A 15,760-nucleotide genomic window follows, 5' to 3' on the forward strand; every position below is an offset into this window, starting at 1 on the left:
GGCGCCGGCAAGAAGGCCGAGATCCAGGGCCGCGTCGCCCAGATCAAGCAGCAGATCGAGGAGACCACCTCGGACTACGACAAGGAGAAGCTGCAGGAACGTCTCGCCAAGCTGGCGGGCGGCGTTGCCGTCATCCGCGTCGGTGGTGCGACCGAGATCGAAGTCAAGGAAAAGAAGGACCGCGTCGACGACGCCCTCAACGCGACCCGCGCGGCCGTCGAAGAAGGCATCGTTCCCGGCGGCGGCGTCGCACTTCTGCGCGCTTCGCTGGCCATCACCGTCAGCGGCGCCAACTCCGACCAGACCGCTGGCATCAGCATCGTGCGTCGCGCGCTGCAGGCTCCGGCCCGCCAGATCGCGGCCAACGCCGGTGCGGAAGCATCGATCGTTGCCGGCAAGATCCTCGAGAACACGGGCCCGACCTTCGGCTTCAATGCCCAGACCGGTGAATATGGCGACATGATCGCCATGGGTATCGTCGATCCGGTCAAGGTCGTGCGCACAGCTCTCCAGGACGCGGCCTCGGTCGCCGGCCTGCTGGTCACCACCGAAGCCATGATCGCGGAGGCTCCGAAGAAGGAGTCGGCTGGCGGCGGCATGCCTGCCGGCATGCCCGGCGGTGGCATGGGTGGCATGGGCGGTATGGGCGGTATGGGCGGTATGGATTTCTAAGGTCCACGCACTTCAACAATCTCGATGGGCGGCAGCGATGCCGCCCTTTTCTCTGACTCGGAGCCAAGCCGGATGCCACATCCACAAGGGTACATACGGCGGCACGTTCACGGCGGACACCAATGACTGACTTCATTCTGTTCGCCATTGTCGGCTTCCTCGCCCAGGCGGTTGACGGCGCGTTAGGCATGGCCTATGGCGCGATCTCCTCCACCGTGCTGCTCTCCTTCGGTGTTCCGCCGGCGCAGGCTTCCGCCGCGGTACACGCGGCGGAAGTGTTCACCACGGCCGCTTCCGGCACGGCGCACCACTACCACCGCAATATCGACTGGAAGCTGTTCTGGCGGCTTGCTCCTTTCGGCATTCTCGGCGGCTGCCTCGGCGCCTTCGTGCTGACCTCGTTCGACGGCGACATGGTGAAGCCCTACGTCACGACCTATCTCGCTGTGATCGGGCTCTGGCTGTTCCTCCGGTCGTTCCGCAAGATCCCCAGCAATCCGGTTCCTACCCGTCTTGTGGCGCCGCTGGGTACTGTAGGCGGCTTCCTCGACGCCGCAGGTGGCGGCGGATGGGGCCCGATGGTCGTGACCGGATTGCTTGGCGCCGGCGCGCCGCCCCGCTACGTGATCGGCACTGTCAATGCGGCCGAGTTCCTGATCACGCTAGCGGTGTCCGTCACCTTCATCGTCGCGCTCGTCAGTGGGCACTGGCAGGAAGCGGGGGCGCTGTCGACACATGCAAGCTCGGTACTGGGGCTGATCGTGGGCGGCATAGTCGCCGCTCCGCTTGCCGGATGGGTGCTCAAGGCGATTGCCGAGCGGACGCTTTTGCGGCTCGTCGGTTGCCTGATCATGCTGCTCGCTTTGTTCCAGACCGCCCAACAACTGGGATTCGTCTGACCTGAGCAAGCGGACTACCCTTCTAAGCCTTCGCTTTGCTTCCGGACATCATGATCGGCGTAACCGAAGTGAATCGCGGACTGGAGGCGACTTGCCACCCTGGAAAACCTAACCTGCGCCACGAACAGCATATGGCACGCCAGTGATCAACGTGTTTCCCGATTTCCGCCTCGCCCGGCCCATCGGTCCTTTTACGCTCTGCTCGATGCAGTGACTGCTCTGCTCGATGCAGTGACTGATGACGGCGGCGATCAACATTGCTTCGCGTGCTCTTTTAGTGCCAATTCAAGCGCTTGGCTCAAAGGCACCGCCTTGGAGAATATGAGCGGTTCTGCAGCTAAGCTTGTGCAGAATTTGCCGGTCTGCCTCTGTTTCGACGCCCTCGGCCATGACATCGATCCCGAGCGCCCGACCAAGATCGATCACCGTTTTGACAAGCAGCCGGTCCTCCCGAGACTTGGTTAGGCCGAGAATGAAGCCTTGGTCTATTTTCACCTTGCGTATCCGACTGTCCTTGAGCGATGCCAACGTGGAAAAGCCGGTGGCGAAGTCATCGAGCGCGATGCAAATGCCGGCATGTGAAAGGCGCCCATCTACTGGGGATTCTTCGGTAATCTCGATTTCGAACATCGTTGCTGGGAGGTCTTTTGCCGCCAGACCATTCAGAACCATGTCGTCGATATCGCCGGCTTCCAATTCGCGCGGTGACAATACCTCTTCGGGGCGACATTTAGGGCCTCCCGCGGGAAGCTACGCCTCTGCGTGCAGGGGCAGCGATTACTCCGGCGAATGAGGCCCTCTTTCATCGCGCAAGGTCCAAAGCTGCTGGTACGGTTTCATCGCCTAAGCATGGCCGAAATGCCATGCCGCATAAAGGGGGCATGTTGGGCGAACCGAAGCCCCACATGTCGTGCAAGCCGTGCCGCCGGGTGCTCGCTTGAGTAGAGTCCGACGAGAATGTTCGTGCCGTGGAAGAGCGGCGCCGCTGACAGGCGCAGCCAACTTTCGTATCCGTGCAGCATGTCGGGATCGGCAATCTCGCGACCGTCGCGACATGCTGTTAGGATTCCATAGGCGAGTTGCTTCTGGCCGCTGATACCGATGTTGAAACCATGCGCAGTCACCGGGTGCATGCCGATGGCAGCGTCGCCGATGAGTGCGGCGCTGGGAGCTCGGAATTTGTGCGCCCAAGTCGTGACCAGCGGATAGGTATGGCGCTTGCTTGCCAAGGTCATTTTTCCAAGGCGCCCTCGACACCGGTTCGTCAATTCCCTCAGAAACAAATGGTCGCTGAAGGCAAGCAGTCTATCGGCCTCGTTTGAGCGCAGGGTGAGCAGCAGCGACGACACTCCCTCCGCCAGGGGCAACATCGCTATCGTCTGATGGTGATCGAACCATTCGATTGCCACCTGGTGGTGGGGGCGCTCATGCCGCACCCGGCATATTAGCATCGAGTAGCCAAGCCGATTGATATCGGCGCCTATGCCGAGCAGATCACGAGTGGCCGACAGACGTGAATCGGCGGCAACCACAAGGCTAGCGTTCAACTGCACGCCATTAGACAGCGTTACGAGTGCTCCTGTGTGGCTGGTTGTTGCATCTACGACCGAGTGGCCGCACAGCAGCCGCGCGTGATTCTGCACGTGGATTGTCTTGAACAGCGCGTCGCGGATCCGGCAATTTGGGACCAAAACTCCGAGGGGTTCTCCAGACCCGCTGGGAGGATCGAAACGCAGAGCGAAAGGGCTCGAACCGTTGAGCACGCGCGCGCCGTGAAGCTGTGATTTGTCCGAAGCGGGGATGGCATCCCAGGCGCCGATCTCGCGAAGGATTCTGATCGAGGCGTGGGTCAGCGCGATTTCCCGGCCGTCAAAAGGCGGATTGGCGAGAGTATCAATTGAGTTCTGTTCGACAACTGCGACCTTGAGTTGGCTTTGAGCGAGTGATGCGGCGAAACAAAGTCCGACCGGCCCCGCTCCAACGACAATGATGTCGAAGCTGTCATCGGAGTCGGCCATCAGCGTGGCGCCATCGCGTAGGCTCTCCAGTGCCCAAGCACGAGCTGCGAAAAAACGCCTCTGATGCTAGTTAAGCACGACGCGCACAAGCTATGGCCGCCTAAATAAGTGGCAAGCCGCCTCATCAGCGGCAGATGCTCACAAAGCCGTTGCTTGACGGCTGTAGCTGGCAAGTAAGCGGTCGATCGGGCCGTTGCTGCGGCGCGATCTCGCGATCCTGGGAACGGAACTGCTGCTGCTGCTGCTGATATTGCTGCCGCCGCAGCCTGTTCTCCAGCATCAGTAGTTCGTTCTGCTCGACCAGCCCATTGCGATTGGCGGGGTTGAGGACTGGTGCCGAGGCGACTGGATCCGGCAACGTCGCCGTTCCCAGCATTCCCGACATGAAGATCGTCAATAGGCGAAATCGCGACATCCGTTCACTCCTGCAAACAAAACTTTGGCATACTCCGCTCACCTGGGCAGATAGCCAGCCAACCAACGGGTTTCTCACCTCGGCCATTCAGCTTTCCAGCAGCCACACTTGCATCGAGCCTTTTGCCCGATTGTTCCAGAGATAGTATGGCAGGGCGGTTAGCCGGCAGCCCGAAACGATCGGGGGCGCATTCCTGTACAGGCTGTCTCCCCACGCTTGGTCTTCGACACGCTCTGCGGAGGCGGTCAGCGTGACCACGCCCATCGAAGAGATCGCCCCGTTCCACCGTTTCGATCCTGGCGCCTCGCGGCAGTTTGAGCTGCTGCACCGCCCCTCCGGGATTGTCGACTTCTTCAACGCAATAAACCAACGGCCCGCGCTTGAGCGCCACCCGGCCGATATCCTGCTTGACCGAGGGATGAGCATAGATGCGCTCGGGAGAAATCGGTAGTTCGAGGGCGATGGTGTCTCCGGCATTCCATAGCCGCGAGATCGCAAGATAGCCATTTCTGGTGCATGCCGTCACGTCGACTGCACATCCCCCGACCGAAGCTTCGGCTTCATGAGCCCAACCGGGAATGCGGAGGTTGATCGTGAATTCGGCCGGCGCGTCAGGGCTGACCTCGATCCTGATCGAGCCGAAAAATGGATAGGCGCTGGTTTCCCGCAGGAACACATTGCCCGTAGCGAGTTGGATGTTCGTCGAAACGCCGCCGTAGAGATGGAAGGCGATTGCGTTTTCACTGGCCGAGACGAAATAGCCTCCGATCGAAGCAATCAAACGAGACGAATTCATCGTGCAGCATGGGCATGAGTGCCAGGCCCATCTGCTGCGTCGCCCATCGCTCTCGAGCGGATTGGAGTAGAAATAGCGCTCGCCATCGCGCGAAAGGCCGGTCAGCGCGCCGTTGAACAACGCCTGTTCCAGAACGTCGGCGTATCGGCCGTCGAGTTCGAGATGCAGCATGCGATGTGCCCAGAAGATCAGGCCTACCGAGGCGCAGGTCTCCGCATACGCCGTATCGTTCGGCAGTTCGTGATCCTCGGTAAAGCCTTCATTCGCGGCAGCCGGACCCAAGCCGGACGTGATGTAGATTTTCGAGGAGATGACGTCGGCCCAGAGCACCTCGCATGCTTTCTTGAGGCTGTCGTCATTCAGTTCCGCCGCGAGGTCGGCCATGGCAGAAAGCATGTACATCGCTCGGACCGCATGTCCGACCACCTTAGTTTGCTCGCGCACCGGCCTGTGCGACTGGTTGTACTCATATCTTTGCGCCCTGAAATCCCTGGGGTTCTCCCCGCGCGCGACCGCTTCCTGATCGAAGTAGTGCGGCTGACGCCCGCGCTCATTCATGAAATAGGCCGCGAGGTCGAGATGCATTCTGTCTCCAGTCAAGCGATAGAGCTTAACGAGGGCCAGCTCGATTTCCTGATGGCCGCAATAGCCGCGCTTCTGGCCGGGGTTCGGGCCGAATGTCTTGCGCACATGGTCAACATACCGCTCAAGGATGTCCAGGAGCCGGCGCCGGCCCGTCGCGAGGAAGTAGGCGATACCGCCCTCGAGCAGATGTCCAAGATTGTAGAGTTCGTGATTGTCGCGCAGGTTGGTCCAGCGCTTGTCGGGCTCGCGCTGCAGGTACCAGCAGTTCAGATAACCGTCGGGAGCCTGCGCCTTTTCGAGATCATCGACAATATTTTCGATCCATGCCTCGATGTCGGGATCACGCCTGTGTGACAGCGCGTAGGATGCTGCTTCTATCCACTTGCCAGCGTCGGAATCCCAGAACACCTGCCCGGAATCGTGCTCGTTGCCTGGGACGCTCAGTGGCAGCGACTGGTTCGGCAGTGTGAGGGACAGCAATACACCTTGCTTGCCAAGCTGGACGTGCTGGCTGGGGATGGTCCGTGTCAGCACCGTCTCCAGCCTCTCGCGCCAGAATTGCCCCTCCAGCGCGACATCAACGAACCGAACTGGCTTGAACTCGCTCATTCGAACGCATCGGCTCCTGCAATGACGTGCGCCGGCCTGCTCACGGCTTCGACAATGCCGGCGCCCCCGGCGAACACCGCCAGCACCTGATGCCGCTCAGCTTCCGTCCCGCTAGACATGCGTTCTCCCCTTGAAAAGACTCGTCCATTGAAATCAGGGCGATGAGGAGACAGCACTGATCTGGGTCAGCCAGACACGACAAACCCGCGCCGCCGGTCTATCCGCTCCGTTGGATCGCCAGCGCTCGTCCGGCCGTGGGAGGTACTTCGTGGCATCAGCCGCTTGCATGGCGGAATGGGCGACGCAGGCCCTCGAGTGACGGAATCAGCGTTCCGGCCTCTCGTCCCGGTCAATGAGGATACGCTCGGCGGCTCCGTCGAGATCCTCGTATTGACCACTCCTCAGGGCCCACAGGAAGCCAGACAGTCCAAGCCCGCCCAACAACAGAGCCACCGGTATGAGATAGACCAGGATTGTCATGAGGGTTGCGTCAATGTGCCGGTGTGGGAGCGGCTATCAGGCGGAGCAGTTCTCCTTGGCACGTCTGGCACAAAACCTTGCAGCCTCGACGCATTGCCAATGACAAGCAGTGATGAGGCCGACATCGCGATTGCCGCAATCAATGGTGTTACCTGCCCCAAAATGGCGATCGGGACGGCAATGGCGTTGTAGACAATCGCGATGGCGATGTTTTGCCGGATCAGTTGTCCGGCCTTTCGCGAAACGTCGAGGGCAAGGGAGACGGCCGACAGGCTTTCGTGCAGGAACACGAAATCCGCAGCTTTGCGGCCGACATCGGCCGCCGTGGCTGGAGCGATCGAGACATGTGCCGCGCCCAGCGCAGGGGTGTCGTTGAGGCCGTCGCCAACCATGAGCACCTTGTGGCCGTCCTTCGCCAGGCTTTCAATATACTTGACCTTGCCCGAAGGAAGCAGCGCCGGAACAAAGTGATGTATCCCCAACGTCGTCGCGACCTCGCCGCAGGCAGCCCCGGTATCGCCCGACAGCATTTCCACGGAAACTCGGGCGTTGTTCAATTGCTCGATGGCCGCCCTGGCGTCCGGACGCAGCGCGTCCTTGAAGACAAAGGACGCCACGATGATCCCGTCTTTGGTCAGAACCGTTCCGCCGTATCTGCTTTCGCCACCGGTTCGGGCCTTCCATCCAGCCCAATCGCGCCGCCCCAGTCGCCAGGTGCTTCCCCTCGCGGTGGCTTCGATGCCGAATCCGGGGTGTTCGCTGACAGCTTCGAGCTTTGGCTGACCGGCGAAACCGGCAAAGGTGGCAATGGCGTTTGAATGCGGGTGACGGGAGTGCGCGGCCATCTCGGCAGCGATTGCCAGCATGGCCGGATCGACTGACGACGCATTGACGAGCCGGGGCTGTCCGAGCGTAAGCGTTCCTGTCTTGTCGAACACGGCCGTGTCGATCGCCGCCAGGCGCTCCATGGCCGAACCATCCTTGACCATGACACCGCTTTCGAACAGACGCCGCGCAGCGACGACCTGCACGATCGGCACGGCGAGACCGAGCGCACATGGGCATGTGATGATGAGAACGGCGATTGCGTTTGTTACTGCCCGGTGCCAATCGCCGGTCGCCGCCATCCAGCCAAGGAACGTCAGGAAGGCGGTCAGATGAACCACTGGAGCATAGAGCGCTGAAACGCGCTCGGCGATCCTGCGATAATGCGCGCGACCGCCCTCGGCGGCTTCCATCAGCCGGACCATTTCGGCCAGGAAGGAGTCTTTTGCGGCGGCTGTCGCCTCGATGGTCAGCGGGCCGGTGAGATTGTGCGTGCCGGCCTGCACGGTTTCCCCTGTCGCCACGGTTCTGGGTGTGCTCTCACCGCAAACCAGTGAACAGTCGAGATCCGAAGAGCCTCGAATGACCTTGCCGTCGACGGGAATCCGTTCGCCGGCAGCGATCAGCAACTGCATGCCTGGTTCGATCTCGCCAACCGGCCGGTAGTCGCGCGTGCCATCGTCGCGCAATACTGTGGCGCCGCGCGCCGCCAGCCGTGACAGACCGTTCACCGCGGTCCGGGCACGCTCGCGCATCACGTGATCAAGCGTGCGGCCGATCAGCAGGAAGAACAGCAGCGATACCGATGCATCGAAGTAAGCGTGATCGCCATGGTTGATGGTTTCGTAAAGGCTCATCGCGTAGGCGAGCGAGACACCAACCGCAATCGGCACATCCATGTTCATGCGGCCGTGACGCAATGCGTTCCATGCCGAGCGGAAGTAGATGCCACCGGCGAAGGCGAGCGCGGGGATGGCGATCAGTGCCGAGACCCAGTGGAACAGGTCGCGGGTCGCACCTTCAGCGCCGGACCAGACCGACATTGAAAGCAGCATGATGTTGCCCGCTGCAAAGCCGGCAACCCCCACGGCCCGGATCAGCTCCGATAGCGTCTTGTCCTTCTCCCCTGTCTCGGGCGCGAACAAATGCGCTTCGTATCCCAGCCGTCCAAGCGCGGCGACAAACGGTGGAACCTCATTTCCGCGCCACCGGATCGCAACCCGTTTCGTCGACAGGTTGACACGTACACCCTCGACGCGATCGAGTTTTCCAAGCGCCGTCTCGATACTCTGGATGCAGGCTGCGCAATGCACCGTCGGGACCGAGAGGTCGGTTTGGTGCAGATCGCCGCCAAGCGAGCGGCTCGCCAGCCTGACCTCCTGGGTTGATGGCAGGACGGATATGCTGCTTTCCAGATCCAGCGCCGTTTCGGCGCCCGGTGCACAGCAGCTCATTGTAACGCTCCATGGGAAATTATAATTCGACGGACGTCGCGATAGGGTTCTGCGAGACCAGCATCGGCGTCGACTTGGACGATCCAGACGCCGTCCCTTGGCGTGTGCTGGGCGGCAAATTCCTGGCCCGAGGCAGTGGCGAGAGTGACGGCTTTGTCCGCGCCCTCGTAGGCGGGATGACGAAACAGCACCTTGACACTGCGCAACGGAATCGGTTTGCCGGCGGCATCGCTGAGACTGTAGCGGACTTCACCCCAAGAGATCGTCAATTTGCCTGTCCAGCCGAGTGCGGCCTGCGCGCGCCCTTCTTCGGCGATCCGGTTGAACTGCTGGCTCGCGACATAGGTATTTTCGACGACAAGACCGGTCCAGCTTGTGCTGGCGAGTGTTGCCATGGTCAGATTCACACCAACGATCACGCCGAAAAAACTGAGAATGATGAGCAACATATGCCTGCCGGTGAATTCGCGGGTTTTTTGCGTATTGGCGCTCATCTGGCGATCTCCGGGGCGTTGAAGGTGGCGGTGTATTCGTCCGTTTCGAAACTCGCCTTGTCCTCGACCAGGAATTTGAACGTTTGTGTTGCGCTTCCGACCTGGTCCGCCGGCTGACGCACGAAAACCTTCAGCATCTTCAGGCGGTCGGGTTCGACCGCGACGGCGAAGGACCGGTCTGCGGGAAGGTCGATACCAACGACGCTCATTTCGGCTCCCCGCAGGCCCTGCATCGTGACAACGATCGTCCTTGGCTCGGGGATCATGTTGAGCAGCTTGACGGAGTAGCCGTTGCGGATTGAACCGTCGGACAGCGTGACGAACTGCGGGTTGCGGTCGTGCAGAACGTTGACCTCGAGCCGGTCGCGCGTCAGCAGCGAATAGAGCAGCGCAATGCCGACCGCCGACCATGCACCCATGTAGATGGAGGTGCGCGGCCGAAAGATCTTGCGGATATGGAAATGGGCAAACCTGTCGGAGAAAGCGCCGCCGTCGGTCCGGACGAGCGACGGGTTCACCGAGCAGGAGCCGCCTGCAGTCGCTACCGCCATGTTGGCGTTGTAATCGGACAGCGTCGCATAGGAGATCAGCCCGCGCTCCTTGCCGAGCTTGTCCATGACGCCATCGCAGGCATCGATGCACAGCGCGCAAGTGATGCATTCGAGCTGCTGGCCGTCGCGAATGTCGATCCCCATCGGGCAGACGGCGACACAGGCATTGCAATCGACGCAGTCTCCGACCGGCTGCCCCGCGGCCTGGACCTTTTTGGCGTGCCGCGAGCGAGGTTCGCCGCGCCAGTCATTGTAGGTCACGGTGAGCGAATTTTCATCGAGCATGGCCGCCTGAATGCGCGGCCACGGGCACATATAGGTGCAGACCTGCTCGCGCATCAGCCCGCCGAATGTGTAGGTGGTTGCCGTCAGCACGCCGATGGTGATGTAGGCGACCGGCGCCGCGGTGCCAACGAAGACCTCGCCAATCAGCATTGGCGCATCGGCGAAATAGAAGATCCAGGCGCCGCCGGTCGCTGACGCTATGGCCAGCCAGATCGCGTGTTTCGATCCACGCAGCACAAGCTTGCGCGCGGTCCACGGTCCGGCGTCAAGTTTCATGCGGGCATTGCGATCTCCCTCGATCGCACGCTCCACAACCAGAAACAGATCGACCCATACGGTCTGCGGACAGGTATAGCCGCACCAGGCTCTGCCGACTGTGGATGTGATCAGGAAAAGGCCGATGCCGGCCATCACGAGAAGGCCGGCCACATAGAAGAATTCCTGCGGCCAAATCTCTATGAACAAGAAATAGAAGCGGCGGTTGGCAAGATCGATCAGCACGGCCTGATCGGGAGCAAACGGACCTCGGTCCCAGCGCAGCCAGGGCGTCAGATAGTAGATGCCCAGGGTGATCGCCATCACCAGCCATTTGAAGCGACGGAAATTGCCCGAGATTCGCTTCGGGAAAACCTTCTTGCGTGGGGCATAAAGCGGCTCACGGGTGTTGGGGGAGTCGATCGCTTCTGCTTCGGGCGGTTCTGTCTGCGTTTTCACCCACATAGCATCTCCAGTCCCCCTGCCGATGTCAGGGCCGCCCAACGAACAGCCTCGCCGTGGGCAGTCCGCCCCGTGTTGATGCAGGTCGCAGCCGGAATGGTGTCGAGGCCCGGCTCGCGCCGGGCCTCGTCGCTTGGCAGGGGGAGGGCCGAGAATAGGCTTCCGTTCCTATTCTCCGCCGCCAAGCGAATGGACATAGACCGCAAGTTCCTTGACCTTGACCTCGCCGAGACGCCCACCCCAGGCCGGCATGACGCCTTGCTTTGGCGCGCGAACCTGCGCGGCAATAGCCGTCTCGCCCGCCCCGTAGAGCCAGATCGCGTCGGTCAGGTCGGGTGCGCCAAGCTCCGTGTTTCCCTTTGCATTATCACCATGACAGGCGGCACAATTCTCGGCGAAAACATTGGCGCCGGGTATGACCATTGCTTGATCGCCAACAGCGCCGGAGAGACTCGAGACATAAGCGCTGACCTGTGTAATCTGCTCGGGCGTAATGATGTCACCAAACGCCGGCATTTCCGACAGGCGCGTGTCGGGGTCTGAGGCAACGCGGATGCCGTGCGTGATTGTCTGCTGGATCTGCTCGGCCTTGCCGCCCCACAGCCAATCGTCATCATTCAGGTTGGGAAAGCCCTTCGAACCCTGGGCGCCGGAGCCATGGCACTGAACGCAATTGACCTTGAAGGCGGCGCCACCGGCCGCGATAGCGAATCCGCGCAAAACATCGTCGGCGGCAATCTCGGCGACAGTCTTCGCCTGAAGGGCGGCAACATACTTGCCCTCGGCGACCTCGGCCGCTGCCAGCTCATTCTTGACATCGTTGCGGCTGGAATAGACGAGCACGCCTCGGGTGGCGGAGCTTAGCATAGGCCATGCGGGATAAGCGATGGTGTAGCCGATCGCCCAGACTATGGTGACGTAGAAGGTGATCACCCACCAGCGCGGGAGCGGATTGTTGAGCTCCTTGATCCCGTCCCATTCATGGCCGGTGGTCGAGACGTCGGAGACTTCGTCAATGTGCTCACCGCTCATGATCAGTCGTCCTTGAGAGGGATTTGAGCAGCTTCGTCGGCTCGCGTCCTGCTGCCGGGACGGAGCGCAAAGGTGATGCATCCGACGAAGAACAGCGCCATAGCGAGCAGGCCCCAAGTGTCGGCAAACGCCCGCATGAAGTTGTAGGTCATCACCATTCTCCTCAGCGGTAACCGGCGGCTTCGTCGTAGTTTTTGAAATCGACCAGAGTGCCAAGCATCTGGAGGTAAGCGACCAGCGCGTCCATCTCGCTGACCTGTTGCGGATTGCCATCGAAGTCACCGAGCTTGGCCTTTGGATACCGCGCTTCAAGACCGGATGTGTCGATGTTGGGATCTGCCTGCGCCATGAGATCGGCATTCGCGCTCGCGATCATGTCGTCGGAGTAGGGCACGCCCACACGGCTGTTCGCGATCAGGTGCGTCGAGAAGTCCTTCACCTCAATCGGCATTTCCTTCAGGAACGCGTAGCTCGGCATGATCGATTCCGGCACCACGGAGCGCGGATCCACAAGGTGCTGAACGTGCCATCCATTGGAATAACGGTCGCCCACCCGCGCGAGATCCGGTCCTGTGCGTTTCGATCCCCACTGGAACGGGTGGTCGTACATCGACTCGGCCGCCAGACTGTAGTGCCCATAGCGCTCGACCTCATCGCGGAACGGCCTGATCATTTGGCTGTGGCAGAGGTAGCAGCCCTCGCGCACATAGATGTTGCGGCCAGCGAGTTCGAGCGGCGAATAGGGCCGCATGCCTTCGACCTTCTCGATCGTATTGTCGAGATAGAAGAGCGGCGCGATCTCGACGATGCCGCCGATCGTCACCACCAGAAGGGAGCCGACGAGAAGAAGCGTGGCGTTCTTCTCGATTACGGCGTGTTTGTCCATCAAGCCCATTTTCTGGCTCCTGATCGCGCAGGTCGGACGGCGGCGATGGGACGCGGCATCGGTTTCTCCTCGCGCTGGTAGCCGAGGATTGTCATGGTGACGTTCCATGCCATGATCAGCGCGCCGGACAGGTACATCGCGCCGCCGATGGCACGCATGATGTAGTACGGATGCATGGCGGCGACAGTTTCGGCGAACGAGAAGACCAGAAAGCCCTGCTCGTCGTATTCGCGCCACATCAGGCCCTGCATAACGCCGGAGACCCACATCACCGCGGCGTAGACGACGATCCCGAGCGTTGCCAGCCAGAAGTGCCAGTTGACGAGCCGCAGCGAATAGAGCCGCTCGCGGTTCCACAACTTCGGCACCATGAAATAGATCGCGCCGAACGAGATCATGCCGACCCAACCGAGTGCGCCGGAATGCACGTGCCCGATGGTCCAGTCGGTGTAGTGCGAGAGCGAATTGACCGTCTTGATCGACATCATCGGGCCTTCGAAAGTGGACATGCCATAGAAGGCTATGGCCATGACCATCATGCGGATGATCGGGTCCGTCCGCAGCTTGTCCCAGGCGCCGGACAGCGTCATCAGGCCGTTGATCATGCCGCCCCAGGAGGGCATCCAAAGCATGATCGAGAACGCCATGCCGAGAGTCTGCGCCCAGTCGGGCAAGGCGGTATAGTGGAGGTGGTGCGGGCCGGCCCAGATGTAGAGAAAGATCAGCGCCCAGAAGTGGATGATCGACAGCCGGTAGGAATAGACTGGCCGGTTCGCCTGCTTGGGCACGAAATAGTACATCATGCCAAGGAAGCCGGCGGTGAGAAAGAAGCCCACGGCATTGTGGCCGTACCACCACTGCGTCAAGGCGTCCTGGACGCCGGAGAAGGCTGAATAGCTTTTTGAACCCACGAACGAGGCTGGCATCGACAGGTTGTTGATCACATGCAGCATCGCGATGGTCACGATGAAGGACAGGTAGAACCAGTTGGCGACGTAGATGTGCGGTTCCCTGCGCTTCAGGATGGTGCCGAGGAACAGGACGAGGTAGGCGACCCAGACGATGGTCAGCCAAAGATCCACATACCATTCGGGCTCGGCGTATTCGCGGCTTTCGGTGATGCCGAGCAGGTAGCCCGTCGCAGCCATGACGATGAACAGCTGATAGCCCCAGAACACGAACCAGGCGAGATTGCCGCCGAACAGCCGGGCGCGGCAGGTGCGCTGTACGACATAAAGGGACGTGCAAAGCAGCGCATTGCCGCCGAAGGCAAAAACCACGCCGGATGTATGCAACGGCCGCAAGCGGCCAAAGTTGAACCAGGGCTCGACGCTGAGATCGGGATAGGCAAGCTGCAGCGCGATGACCACACCAACCAGCATGCCTACGACGCCCCAAAACACCGTCGCGACGGCCCCGTAACGGATTGGACCGTCCATAAAAGCGGCGGGGTCTATCGGAACTGCGGGCTTGAACTCCGTATTGCGCAACAGGATCGCGGTGAAACCAGCTACGGCGAAGAACAACACCCACATATGCTGGCGGAAAGGTTCATCTACGCCGAAACCGGCAGCCACCAGGGCCGCAAAAGCAAACAGGCTTAGAAGCACGATCTCTGTGCCGAATTTCATCGCAAATCCCGATCTCGAACCCGGCGGACGCCAAATCCGCTGTGCATCAATTGCGCAGCCGCCGCCTGCTCGCCCTGATCCATGTCAGGGGGCCGCACGATTTTTCGGCAGCTAGGTTGACCTTCACGGCGGCCGGTGCGCTACGCCAAGCCTGCCCGACCAGATCGAGCTGACGATCGTCGCAACCAAGAAGGACAAGCCAACCCACTGGGCGCCATGAAGATTAGGGAGCTCCTGATTAGGAGGCTCGCCGGCGATGTCCGCATACCCTCGAAGAGCACGGCGCATGCCTGCTCGATCGTCACGGCCTGTAAAGCGCGCCCGTCAGCGGCAGCGCTTCGGCACGCAACTAGCACCAACGCGTTATGGTGCACGGACTTCTAAGGGGAATTCCGGCGGGCGATGGTCGAATTGTGACGGTCACCGACCAGGCCTCGCGCTACCTGCTCGCCTGCGAAGCGCTCGAATCGAAGAAGGAAGGACCGGTCATCGAGGCCGCCATCCGCCTGTTCAGGGAACGCGGCCTGCCTTCCGCCATCAGGAGCGACAACGGCCTGTACCTTCTCTTCGCCGAACGGCCTCTATAACCTGTCCAGGCTGTCGGTCTTCTGGCTCAGGCTCGGCATCGACATCGAGCGCAGCCGGCTCATGCTGTCCACCGTCACATGGCGTGTGTTCTCGATCCGAATCACGCCGTCAGCCCGCAATTGCGTCAGCTGCCGGCTCACAGTCTCGTTCGTAATTCCAAGAAAATCAGACATCTCGGCGCGCGTCAGCGGCAGATCGAAGGACGCTGACCTGGCTACCGGGTCAACACCGGAATCCATATTCCGAGCGATCATGAGGAGAAAACTCGCCACCTTTTCCGATGCGGTCTTGCGCCCCAACGTCACCAGCCACTCGCGTGCTTCATCGAGTTCATTCAGCGTCTGCTTGAGCAGGCGATGCTCGAATTCCGGCGACCCCTTCATCATCCGTTCGACGGCTGCCCTTGGAAACGAGCACAGCGTGACAGCTGTCACCGCTTCCGCATTGATCGAGCTTTCCACCTTAAAAGGACGTCCCAGAAAATGCGGTGCAAACTGGAGACCGACGATCTGCTGGCGACCATCGGAAAGGCTCTTTGTCAGTTTAACCACGCCTGAAACCAGGTTCGAATAGCTGTCGACCGCCTGTGCGTCGCCGATCAGTTCCACTCCTGACTCGATCTGGCGCCGCGAGCAAGTCTTGGCGAGCCCAACCAAATTGTCTGGACGAAGCGAACCGCAGACGCCGCGATGCCGTGCTTCGCAATGGACGCAAAGAACGGGGATACCGGAAATGTAAATGTCTCGCCGTACTGACATGCGCTCGCTCAACCCGATCCCAAGTGCCGGCAGGATACCAATCTAAGGTAGAAAAATCCTTGCGG

Annotated in this window: 16 protein-coding genes and 1 pseudogene; 3 read left to right on the plus strand and 14 right to left on the minus strand. The window is 60.9% G+C overall.

The window, feature by feature from the left end:
• Both AC0L2B_RS11680 and AC0L2B_RS11685 read left to right on the plus strand, forming a co-directional pair.
• Window positions 1-672, plus strand: a 672-nt coding sequence (locus AC0L2B_RS11680) for a TCP-1/cpn60 chaperonin family protein (RefSeq protein ID WP_473745471.1), incomplete at its 5' end; no start/stop codon positions are given.
• 122 nt (window positions 673-794) lie between these two features.
• Entirely contained in the window at window positions 795-1,571 is a 777-nt protein-coding gene (locus AC0L2B_RS11685) for a sulfite exporter TauE/SafE family protein (protein WP_065010507.1), read from the plus strand.
• Window positions 1,572-1,856: 285 nt separating this feature from the next.
• Here AC0L2B_RS11685 and AC0L2B_RS11690 read toward each other — a convergent pair whose 3' ends face one another.
• The 13 genes from AC0L2B_RS11690 to ccoN form a co-directional block, all read right to left on the minus strand.
• Window positions 1,857-2,282 (minus strand): EAL domain-containing protein, encoded by a 426-nt coding sequence (locus tag AC0L2B_RS11690; RefSeq protein WP_473512836.1) that lies wholly within the window; start codon window positions 2,280-2,282, stop codon window positions 1,857-1,859.
• Window positions 2,283-2,407: 125 nt separating this feature from the next.
• Window positions 2,408-3,589 (minus strand): 5-demethoxyubiquinol-8 5-hydroxylase UbiM, encoded by a 1,182-nt coding sequence (gene ubiM, locus AC0L2B_RS11695; RefSeq protein WP_473512837.1) that lies wholly within the window; start codon window positions 3,587-3,589, stop codon window positions 2,408-2,410.
• Window positions 3,590-3,713: 124 nt separating this feature from the next.
• Window positions 3,714-4,004, minus strand: a complete 291-nt coding sequence (locus tag AC0L2B_RS11700) for a hypothetical protein (protein WP_473745473.1) — start codon at window positions 4,002-4,004, stop codon at window positions 3,714-3,716.
• Between the two features lie 4 nt (window positions 4,005-4,008).
• Window positions 4,009-5,994, minus strand: coding sequence for a glycoside hydrolase family 127 protein (locus tag AC0L2B_RS11705; RefSeq protein ID WP_473745474.1), 1,986 nt, complete (start codon window positions 5,992-5,994; stop codon window positions 4,009-4,011).
• Window positions 5,991-6,113 (minus strand): hypothetical protein, encoded by a 123-nt coding sequence (locus tag AC0L2B_RS11710; RefSeq protein ID WP_473512840.1) that lies wholly within the window; start codon window positions 6,111-6,113, stop codon window positions 5,991-5,993. Before AC0L2B_RS11710 ends, AC0L2B_RS11705 begins: the two co-directional genes overlap by 4 nt.
• Window positions 6,114-6,318: 205 nt before the next feature.
• Entirely contained in the window at window positions 6,319-6,474 is a 156-nt protein-coding gene (gene ccoS / locus AC0L2B_RS11715; RefSeq protein ID WP_008871940.1) for a cbb3-type cytochrome oxidase assembly protein CcoS, read from the minus strand.
• Window positions 6,471-8,753, minus strand: a complete 2,283-nt coding sequence (locus AC0L2B_RS11720) for a cation-translocating P-type ATPase (RefSeq protein WP_473512841.1) — start codon at window positions 8,751-8,753, stop codon at window positions 6,471-6,473. Before AC0L2B_RS11720 ends, ccoS begins: the two co-directional genes overlap by 4 nt.
• Window positions 8,750-9,247, minus strand: coding sequence for a FixH family protein (locus AC0L2B_RS11725; protein WP_473512842.1), 498 nt, complete (start codon window positions 9,245-9,247; stop codon window positions 8,750-8,752). The genes AC0L2B_RS11720 and AC0L2B_RS11725 overlap by 4 nt, the downstream gene beginning before the upstream one ends.
• A complete protein-coding gene (ccoG, locus tag AC0L2B_RS11730) occupies window positions 9,244-10,797 on the minus strand; it encodes a cytochrome c oxidase accessory protein CcoG (protein ID WP_473512843.1) in 1,554 nt (517 codons plus the stop codon). Before ccoG ends, AC0L2B_RS11725 begins: the two co-directional genes overlap by 4 nt.
• A gap of 171 nt (window positions 10,798-10,968) precedes the next feature.
• The gene (gene ccoP, locus AC0L2B_RS11735; protein ID WP_473512844.1) at window positions 10,969-11,832 is read right to left on the minus strand and encodes a cytochrome-c oxidase, cbb3-type subunit III; all 864 of its coding nucleotides are present in this window, start codon (window positions 11,830-11,832) and stop codon (window positions 10,969-10,971) included.
• A gap of 2 nt (window positions 11,833-11,834) precedes the next feature.
• Window positions 11,835-11,984, minus strand: a complete 150-nt coding sequence (locus AC0L2B_RS11740; RefSeq protein ID WP_040591650.1) for a CcoQ/FixQ family Cbb3-type cytochrome c oxidase assembly chaperone — start codon at window positions 11,982-11,984, stop codon at window positions 11,835-11,837.
• An 11-nt stretch (window positions 11,985-11,995) separates the two neighbouring features.
• Window positions 11,996-12,727: a cytochrome-c oxidase, cbb3-type subunit II gene (ccoO, locus tag AC0L2B_RS11745; RefSeq protein WP_077376382.1), complete on the minus strand. Its 732-nt coding sequence runs from the start codon at window positions 12,725-12,727 to the stop codon at window positions 11,996-11,998.
• Entirely contained in the window at window positions 12,718-14,349 is a 1,632-nt protein-coding gene (gene ccoN / locus AC0L2B_RS11750; protein ID WP_473512845.1) for a cytochrome-c oxidase, cbb3-type subunit I, read from the minus strand. Before ccoN ends, ccoO begins: the two co-directional genes overlap by 10 nt.
• Before the next feature lie 123 nt (window positions 14,350-14,472).
• Between ccoN and AC0L2B_RS11755 the strand changes: the two are divergent.
• Window positions 14,473-14,994: pseudogene (locus AC0L2B_RS11755) on the plus strand (IS481 family transposase); the annotation flags it as partial.
• Here the strand turns inward: AC0L2B_RS11755 and AC0L2B_RS11760 are convergent.
• The gene (locus tag AC0L2B_RS11760; RefSeq protein ID WP_473512909.1) at window positions 14,931-15,695 is read right to left on the minus strand and encodes a Crp/Fnr family transcriptional regulator; all 765 of its coding nucleotides are present in this window, start codon (window positions 15,693-15,695) and stop codon (window positions 14,931-14,933) included. The pseudogene AC0L2B_RS11755 and the gene AC0L2B_RS11760 overlap by 64 nt on opposite strands.
• Between the last annotated feature and the right edge of the window lie 65 nt (window positions 15,696-15,760).

This window comes from Mesorhizobium sp. WSM4815 (genome assembly GCF_055811575.1).